The sequence below is a fragment of the bacterium genome, assembly GCA_024228115.1.
In the GTDB taxonomy this organism is placed as follows: Bacteria; Myxococcota_A; UBA9160; order UBA9160; family UBA6930.
On sequence record JAAETT010000293.1, the window covers coordinates 1 to 15,592 of the forward strand.

At 66.1% G+C, this 15,592-nt stretch carries 15 protein-coding genes; 5 read left to right on the plus strand and 10 right to left on the minus strand.

What is annotated here, in order from left to right:
* The first annotated feature begins 129 nt into the window (after positions 1-129).
* Positions 130-504 carry a hypothetical protein gene (locus GY937_13215; GenBank protein ID MCP5057665.1) on the plus strand — a complete coding sequence of 125 codons (375 nt, stop codon included), beginning with the start codon at positions 130-132 and terminating at the stop codon, positions 502-504.
* A gap of 1 nt (position 505) precedes the next feature.
* The gene (locus GY937_13220) at positions 506-1,603 is read left to right on the plus strand and encodes a hypothetical protein (protein MCP5057666.1); all 1,098 of its coding nucleotides are present in this window, start codon (positions 506-508) and stop codon (positions 1,601-1,603) included.
* Positions 1,604-1,617: 14 nt separating this feature from the next.
* Here the strand turns inward: GY937_13220 and GY937_13225 are convergent, their stop codons facing one another.
* From GY937_13225 to GY937_13235, 3 genes are all read right to left on the minus strand, one after another.
* Entirely contained in the window at positions 1,618-2,145 is a 528-nt protein-coding gene (locus GY937_13225) for a hypothetical protein (protein MCP5057667.1), read from the minus strand.
* A 123-nt stretch (positions 2,146-2,268) separates the two neighbouring features.
* A complete protein-coding gene (locus GY937_13230; protein MCP5057668.1) occupies positions 2,269-4,182 on the minus strand; it encodes a pyrroloquinoline quinone-dependent dehydrogenase in 1,914 nt (637 codons plus the stop codon).
* Positions 4,179-4,982, minus strand: a complete 804-nt coding sequence (locus GY937_13235; protein ID MCP5057669.1) for an alpha/beta fold hydrolase — start codon at positions 4,980-4,982, stop codon at positions 4,179-4,181. The genes GY937_13230 and GY937_13235 overlap by 4 nt, the downstream gene beginning before the upstream one ends.
* A gap of 77 nt (positions 4,983-5,059) precedes the next feature.
* Here GY937_13235 and GY937_13240 point away from each other — a divergent pair, with 77 nt between their 5' ends.
* Positions 5,060-7,573, plus strand: coding sequence for a hypothetical protein (locus GY937_13240; GenBank protein MCP5057670.1), 2,514 nt, complete (start codon positions 5,060-5,062; stop codon positions 7,571-7,573).
* Here the strand turns inward: GY937_13240 and GY937_13245 are convergent.
* Entirely contained in the window at positions 7,570-8,316 is a 747-nt protein-coding gene (locus GY937_13245) for a ChbG/HpnK family deacetylase (GenBank protein ID MCP5057671.1), read from the minus strand. The two genes, GY937_13240 and GY937_13245, sit on opposite strands and share 4 nt — an antisense overlap.
* Positions 8,232-8,462, minus strand: a complete 231-nt coding sequence (locus tag GY937_13250) for a hypothetical protein (protein ID MCP5057672.1) — start codon at positions 8,460-8,462, stop codon at positions 8,232-8,234. Before GY937_13250 ends, GY937_13245 begins: the two co-directional genes overlap by 85 nt.
* A 97-nt stretch (positions 8,463-8,559) precedes the next feature.
* Between GY937_13250 and GY937_13255 the strand changes: the two genes are divergently transcribed.
* The gene (locus GY937_13255; protein MCP5057673.1) at positions 8,560-9,327 is read left to right on the plus strand and encodes a hypothetical protein; all 768 of its coding nucleotides are present in this window, start codon (positions 8,560-8,562) and stop codon (positions 9,325-9,327) included.
* A gap of 12 nt (positions 9,328-9,339) precedes the next feature.
* On the opposite strand, the gene GY937_13260 is transcribed toward GY937_13255, so the two are convergent.
* Positions 9,340-9,762: a hypothetical protein gene (locus tag GY937_13260; protein ID MCP5057674.1), complete on the minus strand. Its 423-nt coding sequence runs from the start codon at positions 9,760-9,762 to the stop codon at positions 9,340-9,342.
* 119 nt (positions 9,763-9,881) lie between these two features.
* Here GY937_13260 and GY937_13265 point away from each other — a divergent pair, with 119 nt between their 5' ends.
* On the plus strand, positions 9,882-11,492 hold the full coding sequence (locus tag GY937_13265; GenBank protein ID MCP5057675.1) for an acyl-CoA/acyl-ACP dehydrogenase: 1,611 nt from the start codon (positions 9,882-9,884) through the stop codon (positions 11,490-11,492).
* A gap of 151 nt (positions 11,493-11,643) precedes the next feature.
* On the opposite strand, the gene GY937_13270 is transcribed toward GY937_13265, so the two are convergent.
* From GY937_13270 to GY937_13285, 4 genes are all read right to left on the minus strand, one after another.
* Positions 11,644-12,852 (minus strand): membrane dipeptidase, encoded by a 1,209-nt coding sequence (locus GY937_13270; GenBank protein MCP5057676.1) that lies wholly within the window; start codon positions 12,850-12,852, stop codon positions 11,644-11,646.
* 11 nt (positions 12,853-12,863) lie between these two features.
* Positions 12,864-13,448 (minus strand): CDP-alcohol phosphatidyltransferase family protein, encoded by a 585-nt coding sequence (locus GY937_13275; GenBank protein ID MCP5057677.1) that lies wholly within the window; start codon positions 13,446-13,448, stop codon positions 12,864-12,866.
* A gap of 138 nt (positions 13,449-13,586) precedes the next feature.
* Positions 13,587-14,405, minus strand: coding sequence for an isocitrate lyase/PEP mutase family protein (locus GY937_13280; GenBank protein MCP5057678.1), 819 nt, complete (start codon positions 14,403-14,405; stop codon positions 13,587-13,589).
* A 58-nt stretch (positions 14,406-14,463) separates the two neighbouring features.
* Positions 14,464-15,372 (minus strand): LLM class flavin-dependent oxidoreductase, encoded by a 909-nt coding sequence (locus GY937_13285; GenBank protein MCP5057679.1) that lies wholly within the window; start codon positions 15,370-15,372, stop codon positions 14,464-14,466.
* Between the last annotated feature and the right edge of the window lie 220 nt (positions 15,373-15,592).

Sequence of the window (15,592 nt, forward strand, 5' to 3'; positions counted from 1 at the left end):
ACGCGCTCAATCACGCCCACGCGATCCAGTTCCTCGTAGCTCATGCTCACTGTCTCCATGCCCGCGGGGGTACCCCGGGCGACTGGAAAAAGCGGACATTTCTACTTTGGAGAAACCGGACATTTCTACTTGGGTACTACATGCAATGGCAGCGCGACTGCGTCTTATGACAACGGCGATGTGTGCGGCGCCGGCGCGAAGCAGGAAGTCTCCGGATTCCTGAACCTGGATGTGGGCCATGAGAACCACGACGACACGCGCGACGATGGCGACCGGGATTCGAGATACACCATCCCCAACGGCAGCTGGTACTGCGGCCTCACGCCCTGCGCTGCGGAAACCGAGGTGCAGACGACGATGTCCGCTGCGCAGCTCGTCGCGCGTCTCGTCGATGACGGCTTCCTGCTGAACAGGACGACGCCTCCGAAATGCGGGCTGGGGGCGGAACTCGTCCTGCTCGTTCCGATCCTTTTCGCCGCTCGGCGTCGATTCCGACGCGTCTGAGGTGAGCCGGCGGCAGCAGAGGGTCGCCATCGGGATTGCGATCTGCGCCCTGCTCGGCGTGGGATGGCTGATCTCGGATGCGGGCGACCCTGCGACACCCGCCATCGCGCCGGCGGAAGACGGGCCAGAGCCCCAACCTTCGTTCGACCCCGTGCCTCGAGAACCCTTCGAGGCGCCAGCGGCGCGGCTAGCGCCCCCGGTCCTCCCGGAGCTTCGCGGCCTGGCCGCCAAGGCCGCCGACGATTACCGCGAGCGCGCCAGGTTTCCTCCGTGGTCACGCCCACTGCCAGGCGGGCAGGACCCCATCCGTGAAGCTCGCGCCGTCGATCCCGGCCACAGCCTGCCGCGAGATCTGGAACCCGGGCTCATCCTGCGTCCGGCGGCGACAGGCTTCGTGACCCCGGAACCGGTCGTGATCCATGCGACGCTGCACAACGCGGGTCGCGCCATCTCACCTCGGGCTTTGCGAGGTGAGATCCGCGATCCGCAGGGCACCTTCGTCGCCGCACTTGTTTTCGCCGATGACGGAAAAGCTGCGGATGCCCGCGCCGGCGATCTGGATTTCACAGCCAGCGTTTCGCCAGGTGCCACCGCACAGACGTCCATGCGCGGGGCCTACCTCGTCTCGGTGACAGCCACGACCGAAGAAGGTGAACTCCGCTCCGCGACGACCGGCTTCCTCTACAGCGCTCCCAAGGCTTCGCTCACCGGGCGCTATCGCGACGCCATCGTGGAGGGAAACCTCGTCGTCGATGTCGAGATCGAGGTCGCCGAAGCCTCACGTTTTCATCTCGAGGCAACCCTCGCCAATGCGGCAGGCGCGCCATTCGCGTGGAGCCAGTACGCCCAGAGCCTGGAACCTGGCGTGCATTGGCTTCCCCTCACCGTGTATGGCCTGGTCATGCGGGAGGGACGGCACGATGGCCCCTATCTGCTCCGCAGCCTCTCGCTCACGACAGTGGACGGCCTGCCCAACCAGAAGAGCCCGCTCGCCACCGATGCCCATCGCACCCGCGCCTACGAGTCGCTCGATTTCCACGGCGATCCATTCGAAGACCCGGCCCTGCTTCGCTCGGCGGAATCCCTGGAAGACCGATAAAGGGATCGGGCGGGCTAGAAACGATCGTCTTTCAGCAGCCCGATCCAATCGAGCTCGCGGTACTCGCCGTCGACGTCCATGCCGTAGCCGATCACCCATCCGGCCTCGAGTTCGAAGGCTGCGTAGTCGATGGGCACGACCTGCCGTCGGCGTTCGCGTTTGTCGATCAGGACGGCGGTGCGAACGGAACGCGGCTCGCCCAACGACACGATCTCGAGAACCGCTTGTAGCGTTGCGCCTTCGTCGGCAATGTCATCGGCCACGAGCACGTCGCGCCCCTCCAGGCCTTCGGGATCGAAATGCTCCACCTGCACGGGGCCAAGGGTCGTGCCTTCGGTGCGATGTGCACGAACGTCGAGACGTTCGGGCTCGATTCCGCGGCGTGCGAGGTGGCGGAGCAGATCATCGACGAAGCGCCGGGCACCCCCTGCAATGCAGATGACCGTGAGCGGAGCATCGGCGTATTCGCGGACAAGACGTCCAGCGAGGTCTCGCACTCGCTCCTGAATCTGGTCCGCGCTGAACAGCGGCTCGATACGCATGATCGCGGGTATACTAACCGAAGGCGCTGGCCGTCCTGAAACGCAGCGCATGGAACACGGTCTTCAGCAGGAGCTTCCCTACTCTTCTCGGACCCTCAGCTGTCAGATGCGCGAGCCCCCAGCTCAATCAGCGGGAAGTGCGTACGCGACCAGACTGTCCCCCATGTCGATGGGGATACGGCCATAACCTCCAGCCGCGATCACCACGATCTGGCGTCCGCCAGCGCGGAAGGTCATCGGAATCGCCTGTCCACCCGCAGGCAGGGACGTTTCCCAGAGTTCCTCGCCCGTCTCGATGTCGAAGGCCCTGAAAGCCGAGTCGAACGTCGCCGCCAGGAAGACGAGGCCGCTCTTCGTAACGAGGGGCCCGCCGAGGTTCGGCAATCCGATGTCACCGATCAAGGGCAGCCCACCGATCGGAATGCTCCAGCGCAGGTCGCCGGTTTGGAGATCGATCGCGTGGAGGCTTCCCCAGGGCGGCGCGTTGCATGGGATACCGAGAGGTGAGGTCAAGTTCTCCCGGCTCATGCCCCAGGCGGTCCCTTCTTGCGGTGCGTATTCCACGCCGGAGCGGCGTGCTGCCACGGTCTTCTCGTACTCGGACCTCGGAATGAGTGTCACGACCCAGGGGAGATCCATGACATTCGCCAGGAGGAGTTGGCGTTCCGGATCGATCGCCACGCCTCCCCAGTTCGATCCGCCGGCGTTGCCGGGAATCATGATGCTGCCCTGCACGCTCGGCGGCGTGAACGCGCCATCGGAGCGGAGTTCCTCGATCCTCTCTCGGCATTTCCCCCGATCCCAGAACGTGAGGCCCCAGGCGTCCTCGGGAGCGATCTCCAAGCGCATGAGCGGCGGTGGCTTCAGCGGGAAAGGCTGGGTCGGCGAGAGCACGAATCCCTCTTCACCTCCTTGCGGGACCGGTCGCTCCTCCACGGGAAAGAGCGGTTTGCCGTTCCGACGATCGAGAATGAAGAGATGACTGCTCTTCGTAGGCTGCACCACTGCCGGAATCACGCTCCTACCGCGGCGCAAGGGGAAGAGCACGGGTTGCGCGGGAACATCGAGATCCCAGACATCGTGATGCACGGTCTGGAATGCCCAGGCCACCTTGCCCGTCCGTGCGTGCAGCGCCACGGTGCTACTACCGTAGTGATCCAGGCCCTGGCGGTGAGCGCTCGTGTAGTCGGGCGTAGGATTTCCGGTCGGAACGAAGAGCAGGTCCCGCTCCGAATCGTAGGACATCGGCGCCCACACGTTAGGCGTCGAGAGCATCCAGCCGCTCTCGGGTTCGCGCTTTCCGCCGGGCTCATCCGGCGGCGACAGATCCCAGGCCCAGGCCATCGCCCCCGTGCGCACGTCGAATGCACGAATCACACCGGAAGGCGCCTCGATTCGCCTCCCGTCGCTGACTGCCGAGCCGACGACAACCAGGTCTCCCGCCAGGGTCGGCGCTGACGTGAGCTGATACTCTCCCTTCCAGCGGGTTTCGCCGACGCCCGGGTTCAGATCCACCTGGCCAGCCTCCCCGAACCCCGGGCAGGTCTTGCCGGTGGCGGCATCCAGTGCGATCAACCGTGCGTCGACAGTGTTGGTGAGGATGCGGTGGCGACAAGTCGCACCCGCCTCGGCTAGCGGGTCGATCCAACTGGCCACACCCCGACATACGAGCTGATTGCTCCATCTCGCGTGCCGATCAATTTCCGGATCGAAGATCCACTTCTCCTGGCCCGTCTGCGGATCCAGGGCAAAGACCCGGCTGAAGGGAGTGCAACCGAAGAGCGTCCCTTCGACCAGGAGCGGTGTCAGTTGGAAGGCGCTGGTCGTGGTGAAAGGCTCGGAGCCATCGGACACGTCGCCATGGCGCCAGGCCCAGAGTTCTTCCAGCTCGCCCACGTTCTGGCGCGTGATCTCCTCGAGCTCGGCATAACGCATGCCGCCGCTATCCCCGCCCCAATGGGGCCACGTGGAATCTCCCTGGGCGAGCGCAGCCGGGGACGACAGGAACAAGCCGAGCAACGCGAGATTCCGGATCAAATTTCTTCTCCGTCGAGGGCAGCAAGAAAGGCGTGGAGTACAGAGTTTACGGCAGCCGGCTGCGCGAGGTTCACGACATGTCCTGCAGCCGGGATCACCTCGAGTTCAGCGTGCGGCAACAGGCGCGCCAGCTCGCGACAGGCAGGTAGGGAGGCTTCGTCGAGTTCTCCGGCTAGAACCAGGGTCGGCACGTTCAGGGACCGCAACCGGGGTGCCAGCTCAGCCGGAGTGGCGCGGCAACCCAGGAATTCGCGAAGGATATGGGCGAGGCTGTGTGGGGAATGCTCGAGGAAGCCCTGACGAACCAGGGTTGCGCCCCGTTCGTCCAGGCCGGATCCGGGGCCCCACGCATACCGGGCACCGGCAGCGTCCACCCCTTCCTGGTCGAGAGCCTCGGCAAAGGCTCCCGCATGGGCCGAGACACCTCGTCCGGTGCCAGGACCGGCAGGAAGCGAGGCGAGGACGAGCCCTCGCGGAGTCGCGGGCTCCGCCAGAGCCCATGCCAGTGCGACCGCCGCTCCCATCGAAAGCCCGCCCACGACCGGATGCGCATCCCCGACCGCACCCACCACGGCGCCGAGATCCCGCACCAACGCAGCCTCGGAATAGGCCCGCCGATCATCGGGCGCATCGCTGCGTGCATGGCCGCGGGAATCGTACGCGACAACCTCGTACCGCTCCCGCAGCGCGCGCAACTGCGGTCGCCAATTCCGGGCACTCCCTGCGAACCCATGTGCCAGCACGACCGCTCGCCCCGTTCCGTGCCGTTCGATGTGCAGACCGGAAAGGACGTCTTCCATTCCAGGATCATCCCACGCCCCGGGCCCGGCCGCGATGCCTGCTGACAAGAGCTTCCACCCGCGGCACCCTGTTCTGGATGTCCATTCTGAGGCGCGTCCTTCTCATTGCGACGGGCCTGATCTTGCTGCTCGGATTGGGGATCGCAGTAGCGTTCCAATTCTGGCTACGCGACCAACCGGAAGAAACCCAGGCCACGATTCGCTCACTCACGACCTGGGAGCTCCTCGTTGCTGCCCGGTACGAGTTGTTCCCTCCGCGGGCCGGCGACCGTGCGGGCTTCGGCCGGGAACTCGTTCCCGGCCGCGGGCATGCGCCCTGGATTCTCCGCAGTTCCCTCGATGGTCGGCCCCGCATGTTGCAGCTGGCCCTGGCTCCGGGAATCTGGCTCGCCTACGGCACTGAAACCGCGTCCGTGTACCAGCTGTGGCGGGGTGAACTCGAACAGGAAGGTGCTGTCTACGACATGCGGCACGGCCCGGAACCGGTGAGTACGGGTGCGGCGTATCTGCGGCATCCGGACGAAAGCGATTGGCGCGTCGCCGTCGGCGAGGAGTGGATCATTCCAGGGGTCCGCTACCTGGGCCACGGCGTCGGGCCCGAAAGCGGTCGAGCCTATCTCCTCTACGAGCTGAACCACGCCGGGAGGAGTGTGCGTGTTCGCGAATCGCCGGAACTCGTGCACGACGGAGATGCCCTCGGGCTCGAACGACGATTCCTCGTCGAGTCGGATCCCGGGCGGTTTTCCCTCGCCTTGACTCTTCGCTCAGGCGCCAGGGATGTCGAGACCGACGGCGGCACCCTCGAAGATGAGCGCCTTCTCCTGGGTGAGCACGAAACGCTTCTTACCCAATGGTTCGATGCGCCGGGCTGGTCCCTCGAAAGGACCAGACGCTCCGGCTTCCGCATACCGGCATCACGCGCCGAGGCCTGGATCGAGGGCAGCGATTGCATCACCTGCCATGGACGAGACGAACGCCTGGTCGGCCCGGCCTGGTCGGAGATCGCGCTCCGCTACGCGAACGAACCGAAGGAGGCGATCACCGAACAGCTGGCGACGACCATCCTCAACGGCGGAGCGAACCGCTGGGGCCAGGGCGCGATGCCTCCGCATCCCGATCTTTCCCGGGCGCAGGCCGCCACCATCGCACGCTACATCCTTGGGATCACACCGGGGGATGAGGAGACCGGCGCCTCGGACGCAGGCGCGAGAGCCCAGTATGCGTGGACCTATGACACCTCCGTCCTGCCGCGGCCCGAAGTCCTCCACCCCGCGCTCGATGTGGCGCGCATCCTTCCCGAAGGCTTCACACCGAAAGTCGGCGGGCTGGGGATCCTTCCCGACGGGCGCCTCGTCGTCGCGACCTGGGACCAGGACGGCGCCGTCTTCCTCGTCGCAGGCTGGCAAGGCCCCGCGGCTGGAATCGAGGCGACCCGTATTGCCGAGGGCCTGCACGAGCCACTCGGTGTCGCGGTGGTGGACGACAGCATCTACGTGATGCAGAAGCAGGAGATCACCCGCCTCGTCGACCTCGATGGCGACGACTGGATCGACGAGTACCAGGCCGTGAGTCGGGCGTGGGAAGTGACATCCAACTTCCATGAATTCGGGTTCGGGCTCGCCCACCACGACGGCTTCCTCTACGGCACGCTCTCCGTATGCGTCCTGCCCGGGGGCAAGAGTTGCCCGGAACAGACACCGGACCGCGGCACGGCCTTCCGTGTCTCGGTGGCCGATGGTGCGTTCGAGCGGCTCGCGAAGGGCTTCCGAACGCCGAACGGCGTCGCATGGCTTCCGGGCCGCGGCCTGCTCGTCACCGACAACCAGGGCGATTGGCTTCCGGCCAGCAAGTTGCTGCTCGTCGAACGCGGCGCCTTCCACGGTTGGCGCGAGCCAGGTGAAACGCGGGAACTCCCGGAACCCGCCCGCCCCGCCGTCTGGCTGCCCCAGAACGAAATCGGCAACTCTCCCACCCAACCCCTCGCGCTACGAACAGGCCCCTACGCAGGGCACATCTTGTTCGGAGATATCTACAACGGCGGCCTCAAACGAGCGGTGCTCGAAGAAATCGGCGGACAGCTCCAGGGCGCGGCATTCCATTTCAGCGCCGGCCTGGAAGGCGGCGCCAACCGGCTGCTCGAAGCTCCGGACGGCAGCCTCGTGGTCGGGGAAATCGGCAGCAAGGGCAACTGGGGTGCCCCGGGCAAGGCCTGGTTCGGCCTCGAACGTCTGCGCTTCGGCGACGAGCCCGCTTTCGAGCCCTTCGCCGTTCGCGCAACACCGAAGGGCTTCGACATCGAATTCACCAGGCCTCTCGCGGCGGAGTCGAAAGCAACCGCAGCAGAGATCACCGCGAGCGATTGGTTCTATGTACCAAGCGCCCGCTACGGCGGTCCGAAGTTCGATGTGCGAGAGCTTCTCGTGACGGATGTGCGCCTCTCGCTCGACCGGCGCGTCCTCTCCGTCGATCTCGCGGACCTGAAGCCGGGTCGGGTCGTCTACCTGCGCCTCGATCCTGGCCTGCGCTCGGACCGGGGAGAAGAACTCTGGGTCAGGGAAGCCTGGTACACCCTGAACGAGATCCCGAACTAACGTCCTCTCAGGAAATCTCGCAAGGCCCGCATCCCCAGCGTTTGAATGCCGCGCTCTTCGAGAGCTTTGCGGCCGGAAGGGCCACCGTAGAAACTGCGTTCGAACTCCCGTTGATGCGCAGAATCCGGGGTGATGCGGCGAAGCTCCTCCCCATCGGAAGCGGGATGGCAGATGACATAGGTGACGCCCTGGCCCAGACCATCGAGACGAGCGTGGTTGTGGGCGAGGCCCGCTCCCTCGGCGAAGCCCAGTGAGTCGGCGTCGAGACCGTCGAGCACGGGGAACCCCTTGGCGTTGAAAGCATCGGCCATGGCGTCGAAGACCGGCTTGGCCCCGCCCAGGCCGGCGGCTTCGAGCGTCGCCTCGTCCGGGCTGGCCGCCAGGACCGGAACCTGGAACTCCATCGCGAGCGCCTGGTAGGCCGGCAAGAACTTCGGCAAGAAGGCGGTGCCCATATGCGCATCGAGATGGGTGACGTCGATCCCGGCGTCCAATGCCATCACGACCTGAGCGCGCAACTCGACCGCCACTTCCTCGGGCTCGGCGTTCTCGGCGACTTCGGCGAGCGTACGCGGGAGATAACCCTCCTCGTCGAGCAAGCTCGGCACGGCCGAGCGCCCAGCCACCGGCCCCCAGCGGTAGGCCGACCATTCGGCGTTCAGCGTGAGATGGACTCCCAGATCCAGATCGGGATGCGCTCGCGCGCGCTCTGCCGCTCCGCGAAACCAGGGACAGGGGACCATGATGCTTCCGCAGGTCGCAGGCCCTCGAGCAAAGCCGCGAAGCCGCCTTCGTTGGCTGCGTGACACATTCCGATGTCATCGACGTGGAGGATCGCGATGCGATTCCCGGCTGCGAATCCGAGCTTCTGCGCGAGGGTGTCGGTCATGCTTCCGATTCTATCCCCGGGCCGGGGGGCTTCGCTCGTGCCGGGACGCATGGAAGATTCCTCCCTCGCGGCACGCGCTTCGTTAGAGTTGGCCTCGATGCCCCTCGATCTCATCGCAGCTGCGGATTTCGCCGGCGCGGCGGCGGATGCCGCTCGCCGGGAGATCCTGCCCCGCTTCCGCCGGGTCGAGGTGGAAACCAAGAGCGACGGCTCACCGGTGACCGAAGCGGACCGATCCGCCGAGCAGGCCATCCGTTCCGTGCTGCGCGGCTTCGACCCGGAGATCGGCATCCTGGGCGAAGAATTCGGCAGCGAAGGAACCGGCGAAGGGTTGCGCTGGGTGGTCGACCCGATCGACGGAACGATCGGATTCAGCCGGGGGATCGCCCTGTTCAGCACGATCATTGCCCTGCTCGAGGACGGCGAGCCCGTCCTCGGCCTGATCGATCTGCCGGGCCTCCAGGAACGCTATGTGGGCTGGAAGGGTGCTGGCGTACGGCGAGGTGAAGAACGGGTTCGCGTCTCCCAGGAGACCGATCCCCGGCGGGCCGTGCTGGCCCACGGGGATGCCTTCTGCTTCGACGGATTCGGCGAGCGGCCAGCCTTCGACCGCATGGTCGCAGACTTCCCGATCTTCCGGGGCTACACGGACGCCTTCGGCCACGCCCAGGTGTTGCACGGCGGTATCGACGCCATGGTGGACGTGGGAATGAATCTCTGGGACGCCGCCGCCACACAGATCCTCGTCCCCGAAGCCGGCGGACGCTGCGTGACGCTCGACCGGAGCGCGGATGGACGCGGGCTCGGGCTGCTCTTCGGCAGCCCGGCCCTTGTCGAAACGCTCCAGAGCTATCTGGAGGGCTGACGCCCTCCTGGCTTACTCGGTGACCGCGTCCGCGGCGTCATCGGCGCCCTCGGAAACGGCATCGGCAGCGTCGCCAACGGCTTCGGCGGTGGCGTCCGCTGCATCGGCGGCCACGTCGACCGCCTGATCAGCGGCCTCGCCGGCGGCCTCACCGACCGCTTCGGCGGCCTCCTCTGCCGACGCCGCGACATCACCCGCCGCATCAGCGGCCGCCGCAACGCCATCGGCCCCAGCGGCCACAGCCGCCTCGCCGACCTTCTTGGCGGCCTCTCCCGTCTTCTCTGCCATCTCGCCGGCGGCTTCAGCAGCCTCGCCTGCGGCCGAGGCCGCGTCGTCCATGGCATCCTGCGCCGTCTCACTTCCGCAAGCCCCAAGCCAGCCCGCCAGGACCAGCACGGCCATTCCAGCACCCAATCGATGTAGCGTTCCCTTCATCTCGTGCCCTCCAGGACGCCGCCACGTGTGAGCGAGCCGTCCGACACCGCTAGAGTACGGGGTCCCCGACCGAAGAAAGTGAGATACGTCACATGACCTCCCCGACCGCTCCCCCTTCCTTGAGCGACGCTCGCAGCCTTCTGGACGCGGCGATGGCCCTTCTGAACCCCTGCCTCGAGAAGGCACGAGAGGTGACCCAGAACGGGAAGTTGATCGATGACCATCAGGTCCTGACCGAGCGCATCGCCTACGCGTCGACCGAGGCCCGGGCCGCCCAGGAAGTGCTGGCCTTCGTCGAATCCTCCGCCAGCGAGGGTCGCAAGCTCGACGAAGCCACCGCGGTGGCCGCCGTCGCCGAGTTGGTGATGAATGTCCGCAACCGGCTGGACGGAATCCTGCCGGACCTGGGCCTGGGCGATGCAGAGCTGGAAGCCGCCTTCCCGGCTGACGTGCGAGCGCTCCTTCGAGCGGGCACCCAGGAGGGCCTGCTTCGCGAGATTGGCCGGGCTGCGATCGAAGCCAAGGGCCGCACGGAGCCGGCACTGGACGAGATGTTGGAGCAGGTGCGGGATTCCGTGCGCGAGTTTGCCGAGAACGAGGTCGTTCCCCACGCGGAGTTCATCCACCGCGAGGATCGGGACATCCCCGAAGAGTTCATCACCAAGATGGGTGAGCTCGGCTATTTCGGGCTTTCGATTCCGGAGGAGTATGGCGGCCACGAGATGGGAAACCTGGCGATGGTCCTCACCACCGAAGAGCTCTCGCGCGCTTCGTTGGCAGGTGCGGGCTCGCTGATCACCCGTCCGGAGATCCTGACCAAGGCTCTCCTCCAGGGCGGAACCGAGGATCAGAAGAAGCAGTGGCTGCCCAAGCTCGCCTCCGGCGAGGTCATGGTTGGCGTGTCGGTGACGGAGCCGGATATCGGTAGCGATGTGGCCGGCGTGAAATGCCGCGCGACCCGGGACGGCGACGACTGGGTGATCAACGGGCCGAAGGCCTGGTGCACATTCGCCGGCCGCGCCGACGTATTGGCCCTGCTCGCGCGCACGGACCCGGACATGTCGAAGCGACAGAAGGGTCTATCCCTGTTCATCGTGCCCAAGGATTCCTTCCCCGGCCACGAGTTCGAGATGACGCAGCCCGACGGCGGCCGGATGGTGGGCAAGGCCGATGCCACCCCGGGTTACCGCGGCATGCACTCGTTCACCCTGAACCTCGAGAACTACCGCATCCCCGGCGCGAACCTGGTCGGCCTCGAAGAGGGCCTTGGGCGGGGCTTCTACCTCCAGATGGGCGGATTCGCGGCGGGCCGCTTGCAAACGGCGGGGCGCGGCTGCGGCCTCGCCCAGGCGGCGCTCGAGGAGACCGCCAAATACGTCGTCGATCGCAAGCAGTTCCAGCATCCGATCTCGGAGTTCCAGCTCACCCAGTACACGCTGGGTCGAATGGCGTCGAAGCTCTTCGCAGCGCGCGCGATCTCCTACGCGGCGGCCGAAGCCATGGACGAAGACGAGCGCGCCGCCGGCACCCTGGCGGCACAGGCCAAGCTGCTGGCATGCGACATCGCCGTGGAGGTCTGCCAACAGGGCCAGCTGATGCACGGCGGCTGGGGTTACGCCGAGGAATACCCGATCAGCCGATACGTGGTCGATGCCCAGGTGCTCCCGATCTTCGAAGGCGTCAAGCCCATCCTCGAACTCCCCGTCATCGGCCGCGCCCTCCTGCGCTAGGCGTGAAAGCGCTCGTCGAGCCGCTTCGCGTGTGCGAGCGAGAGTCGCCGGGCGAGAGGTGGTCAGCGCGCAGAAAACACGAGCGTCTCGCCGCGGGGGTGTGATCTCGTCGTTCTCTGCGATCGCGAACCCGGGGAGGGCACCTGTTCGGCTAGGGTGCGGCCGCCGCCTCGACCTCTGCCATCACGCGGAACAGGTTCTCGCCTAGCACCTTGCGCACGGTCTCCGGCGAATGGCCGCGCGCGAGGAGTCCGCGGGTCAGGTTGGGAAGCTGGCTCACATCCCCCATTTCATAGGGCATGCTGGGGACGCCATCCCAATCCGCGCCGATGCCCACGTGATCAGGCCCGGCCACACGAATGGCGTGGTCGAAGTGATCGAGCAGTACGTCGAGATGCGTGCGCGGAATCTCTTCCCTGGCCAGGCGAGCGCGGAAGGCGCGGCTCCGTGCGAGCGGATCGTCGGCGTGCTCTTCGCGGATCTGCGCCAACTCCGGCCCGATCCGCCCGAAGAGCGTGCGCATCGGCTCGGCGAGGGATGTATCGATGTAGGCGGGGTAGAAATTGATCATCACGACGCCGCGGTTGACTGCCAATGCCGTCAGCATTTCGTCGCTGAGATTGCGGGGATGATCCGCGACCGCGCGGGCTGAAGAATGCGAAGCAATGACCGGCGCCTTCGTCACGCGCAGTACATCGCGAAAGGTGTCGTCGGAAACATGGGAGATGTCGACCATCATGCCGAGCCGGTTCATCTCGGCTACGACTTGCTCGCCGAAGGCCGTGAGCCCACCGTGGACGGGCTCGGGGATCTCGGTGGTTCCCGACGAATCGGCCCAACTCGTGTGGAACGAATGGGTAAGCGTCATGTATCGGACGCCGAGGCGATGGAACGTGCGCAACGCGGGCAAGCTCTCTTCGATGATGTGGCCGCCCTCGACGCCCATCAGACAGGCGACCTTGCCCTCGCCGACGATGCGCCGGATGTCCGCCGCCGTCGTTGCAAGCGCCAGATCGTCCGGATGCCGGGCGACGAGTCGATGAACGGCGTCGATGCGTTCTACCGCCTGACGGATCGCGGCGCCCTTCCCCGGGGTCTTGCCCATGTAGATCGACCAGAACTGGACGTCGAGCCCGCCCTCGCGCATGCGTGGCAGATCCTGGTGACCCACGTCATGTCGTTCGTCGAAATGCCAATCCGGATCCTGGAACCAGGGCGTCGTATCCGAGTGGGTATCGATGACGATCGAGGCGTGATGGAGATCCAAGGCGGGATCCGCGGAGCCCGTCATCTCCGCGGGAGGCCGCGGGGCGGCACAGGCCACGGCCAGGATGAGAAGCGCAGGCAGGCGACGATGCATGACCGTCGACTCTATCGCAGGCGCTCCCGGAGTACGTGCCAGATTGTCTTCACGTTGATGGCGGGCTGAGCGAGAACTGCCGTGATGGCGATCTCTTCGATCAGCGCCAGGATCGCGATCGCCGCCGCAATGCGAAACGGCCAGCCGGGGCCACCGGCCCAGACGACCCACAGGGCACCGCCGACGAGGATGGAGGAGAGCTTGGCTCCCCAGGTGTGATAGCTCGTGAGCGCGCGAAACTTGAGCCAGGCGACGGCCATCGGCAAGACGAATGCGACGCCAAGGAGCGCGACCCAACGGAGTTCAGCGGTCACGAAGTCGGGCCGGAGCCACCAGGTACAAAGCGGCATCGCGAGCCAGAGAGCGAGATCCGCTCGACTATCCAGAAGGCAGCCGGCATCACTGGCTTCGCCGGTGGCGCGGGCGACCCAACCATCGAGTACATCGGAGGCCAGGGCGACGCTCACGAGGGCCAGGAAGAGGCGCGCCTCTCCCAGCCATGCAACCCACAGCAGGCTCGGCACGAGGGCCAGCCGAAGCGCGGAGAGCGCGTTGGGCAGGTTCCAGCGGAAATCATCGAGGGTGCGGATGGACATGGGAGCCTCCTTGCCCCGTAGAGGAGCAAGCCCCATGCCGCAAGGAAGAACGGCGTAGAGCCGAGCAAACCCGCGCACTTACCCGCGACCCGCTCCCTGGGGGATCGACAAGGAATGCACACCGCCTACGCGGAACGCTCAATCCTTGTTTCGGTAGCGCTCCTCTGCAGCGTTGTAGGCCGGGAAGCCCACCAGCTCGCGCAGCTCCGAAAAGGAGAGCCGCGCGTCATCTTGCGGATGGCGACCTGCTGCCATCTCGGCGAGAGCATCGTTCATCGCTTTCGATGCCACCTCGAGGAGCGTCAGCGGATAGGCCGCGATCTTGAATCCCAACGCTTCGAGTTCGGCGTGGGCCAGCATCGGCGTGTCACCGTCCTCGACCAGGTTGGCCATGAGAGGTGTTCCCTCGAGCTCCCGTGCGATCCGGGCCAGCTCTTCTTCGCTGGCGGGGGACTCGACGAAGAGGATGTCGGCACCGAAATCGCGAAACGCCTTGGCGCGATCGATCGCCTCGTCGAGTCCGCGCGTCGCTCGCGCATCCGTACGTGCCATCAACAGGAAATCGAACCCGTTCTCCGTTCGGGTCTCGACGGCCGCACGAAACCGCGTGAGCGCTTCGGCACGCTCCACCACTTCCTTGCCCCGTGTGTGACCGCAGCGTTTCGGCGCGAGCTGATCTTCGATCATCGCGCAGGCGAAGCCCGCCCCGGCGTAGCCGCGAACGGTGCGTTGCACGTTCAGGGGGTTGCCATACCCGGTGTCGGCGTCGCCGATCACCGGGATGTCCACCGCTTCGCAGAGATTGCGACCCTGGTCGAGCATCTCGGCGTAGGAGATCAAGCCCGTGTCCGGCATGCCGAGGCGCGTGCCCGAAACGGCGAAGCCGCTCATGAACGTGAGCCCGAAGCCGGATTGTTCGATCAACCGCGCCGACCAGGCATCCCAACAGCACGGCATCACCCGGAGGCCAGGCTTGGCGATCTGCTGACGCAATATTCCGGCGGGCGAGCCCTGCTCAGGCGAAGGCAGCGAACAGCTCCTCGAATGCCTTCATCTGGTTGCCGACGGCGGATGAAGGAACCAGGATCGGCGTGCTCACACCCGCATCGAAAAAGGCTTCGACGCCCTCCCTCACCTCGGCGACCGAACCAAAGAGGGAAACGTCTGCAAGCCAGCGATCGGTCATCAGTTCCGGCAGGCGATCGCGCTCGTTCGCCTCGAACGCCTTCTCGACCGCCTGCATCTCCTCCACATAACCGGCTTCCTTCCAGTAGTTCCGATAGTTGGGGAGAGTCAAGTACATGGTCAGCGTCTTGCGGTTGACGGCTGCGGCCGCCTCTCGATCGTCGGAGATACAGGTCGGGATCATGTCTCCGACGAAGAACGTCGGGTCGCGACGTTTCTCCTCGGGCAAGGCCGCCAGGCTTTCGGGGACGTGAGAGCGAGCCACGTTGGCAAAGACCACGCCATCACCGATCTCCGCCGAGAGGGCGATCATCTTCTTGCGAAGTCCGGCAAGAATGATCGGCGGCAGCTCGCCAACGCGAGGCGTAGCGCGAAACGCTTCGACGAAAGCGCGGGTATCGGCGAGCGGTTTGCCCGTCGTCACGCCGAGACGTCGGTTCATCGCGTCGTGGCTGACGCCGACACCGAAGCGGAAACGCCCGCCCGAGAGCTCCTGGATCAGGCTCGCGGTCTGGGCGTACTCGCTCGCATGGCGCGAATACATGTTGACGATCGCCGTGCCGATCGGAATGCGCTCCGTGGCGAACGCCAGCGCCTCGCACAGGCCCATCCCATCACCGAAGCTCGCGCAGTAGATGCCAGAAAAGCCGCGCGCTTCGATCTCGCGGGCCAGGTCGAGGGTCTTCTTGCGGCGGCCGGGCACGGCGGCCAGAGCCAGGGCGGGGAGTCGATTGGACATCGCGGGATACTAGCCGATCGGGCTGGCGCGGAGCCTCGCTGCAAGCCTGCCCAGGCCCCCGAAGGTTGCGGCGTCGGAGCTAGCCCCAATCCGTCATTGGATCCGGGCCCCTGAGGGTATCGGCCGGGTCAGGCGGCGAGTTGTTCGATGGCCCGATTGAATCGTTGGCGGGTGGAGGCCTCGGCAGCGATCCGCAGCTCGGCGCGCCCCTGAGGCCGAG

Coding starts and splice junctions, on each gene's coding strand:
- GY937_13260 (MCP5057674.1), bottom strand. CDS start 9,762: ATGAAGGGAACGCTACATCGATTGGGTGCTGGAATGGCCGTGCTGGTC.
- GY937_13225 (MCP5057667.1), bottom strand. CDS start 2,145: ATGCGTATCGAGCCGCTGTTCAGCGCGGACCAGATTCAGGAGCGAGTG.
- GY937_13275 (MCP5057677.1), bottom strand. CDS start 13,448: ATGTCCATCCGCACCCTCGATGATTTCCGCTGGAACCTGCCCAACGCG.
- GY937_13240 (MCP5057670.1), top strand. CDS start 5,060: ATGTCCATTCTGAGGCGCGTCCTTCTCATTGCGACGGGCCTGATCTTG.
- GY937_13235 (MCP5057669.1), bottom strand. CDS start 4,982: ATGGAAGACGTCCTTTCCGGTCTGCACATCGAACGGCACGGAACGGGG.
- GY937_13245 (MCP5057671.1), bottom strand. CDS start 8,316: ATGGTCCCCTGTCCCTGGTTTCGCGGAGCGGCAGAGCGCGCGCGAGCG.
- GY937_13285 (MCP5057679.1), bottom strand. CDS start 15,372: ATGTCCAATCGACTCCCCGCCCTGGCTCTGGCCGCCGTGCCCGGCCGC.
- GY937_13270 (MCP5057676.1), bottom strand. CDS start 12,852: ATGCATCGTCGCCTGCCTGCGCTTCTCATCCTGGCCGTGGCCTGTGCC.
- GY937_13250 (MCP5057672.1), bottom strand. CDS start 8,462: ATGACCGACACCCTCGCGCAGAAGCTCGGATTCGCAGCCGGGAATCGC.
- GY937_13255 (MCP5057673.1), top strand. CDS start 8,560: ATGCCCCTCGATCTCATCGCAGCTGCGGATTTCGCCGGCGCGGCGGCG.
- GY937_13280 (MCP5057678.1), bottom strand. CDS start 14,405: ATGCCGTGCTGTTGGGATGCCTGGTCGGCGCGGTTGATCGAACAATCC.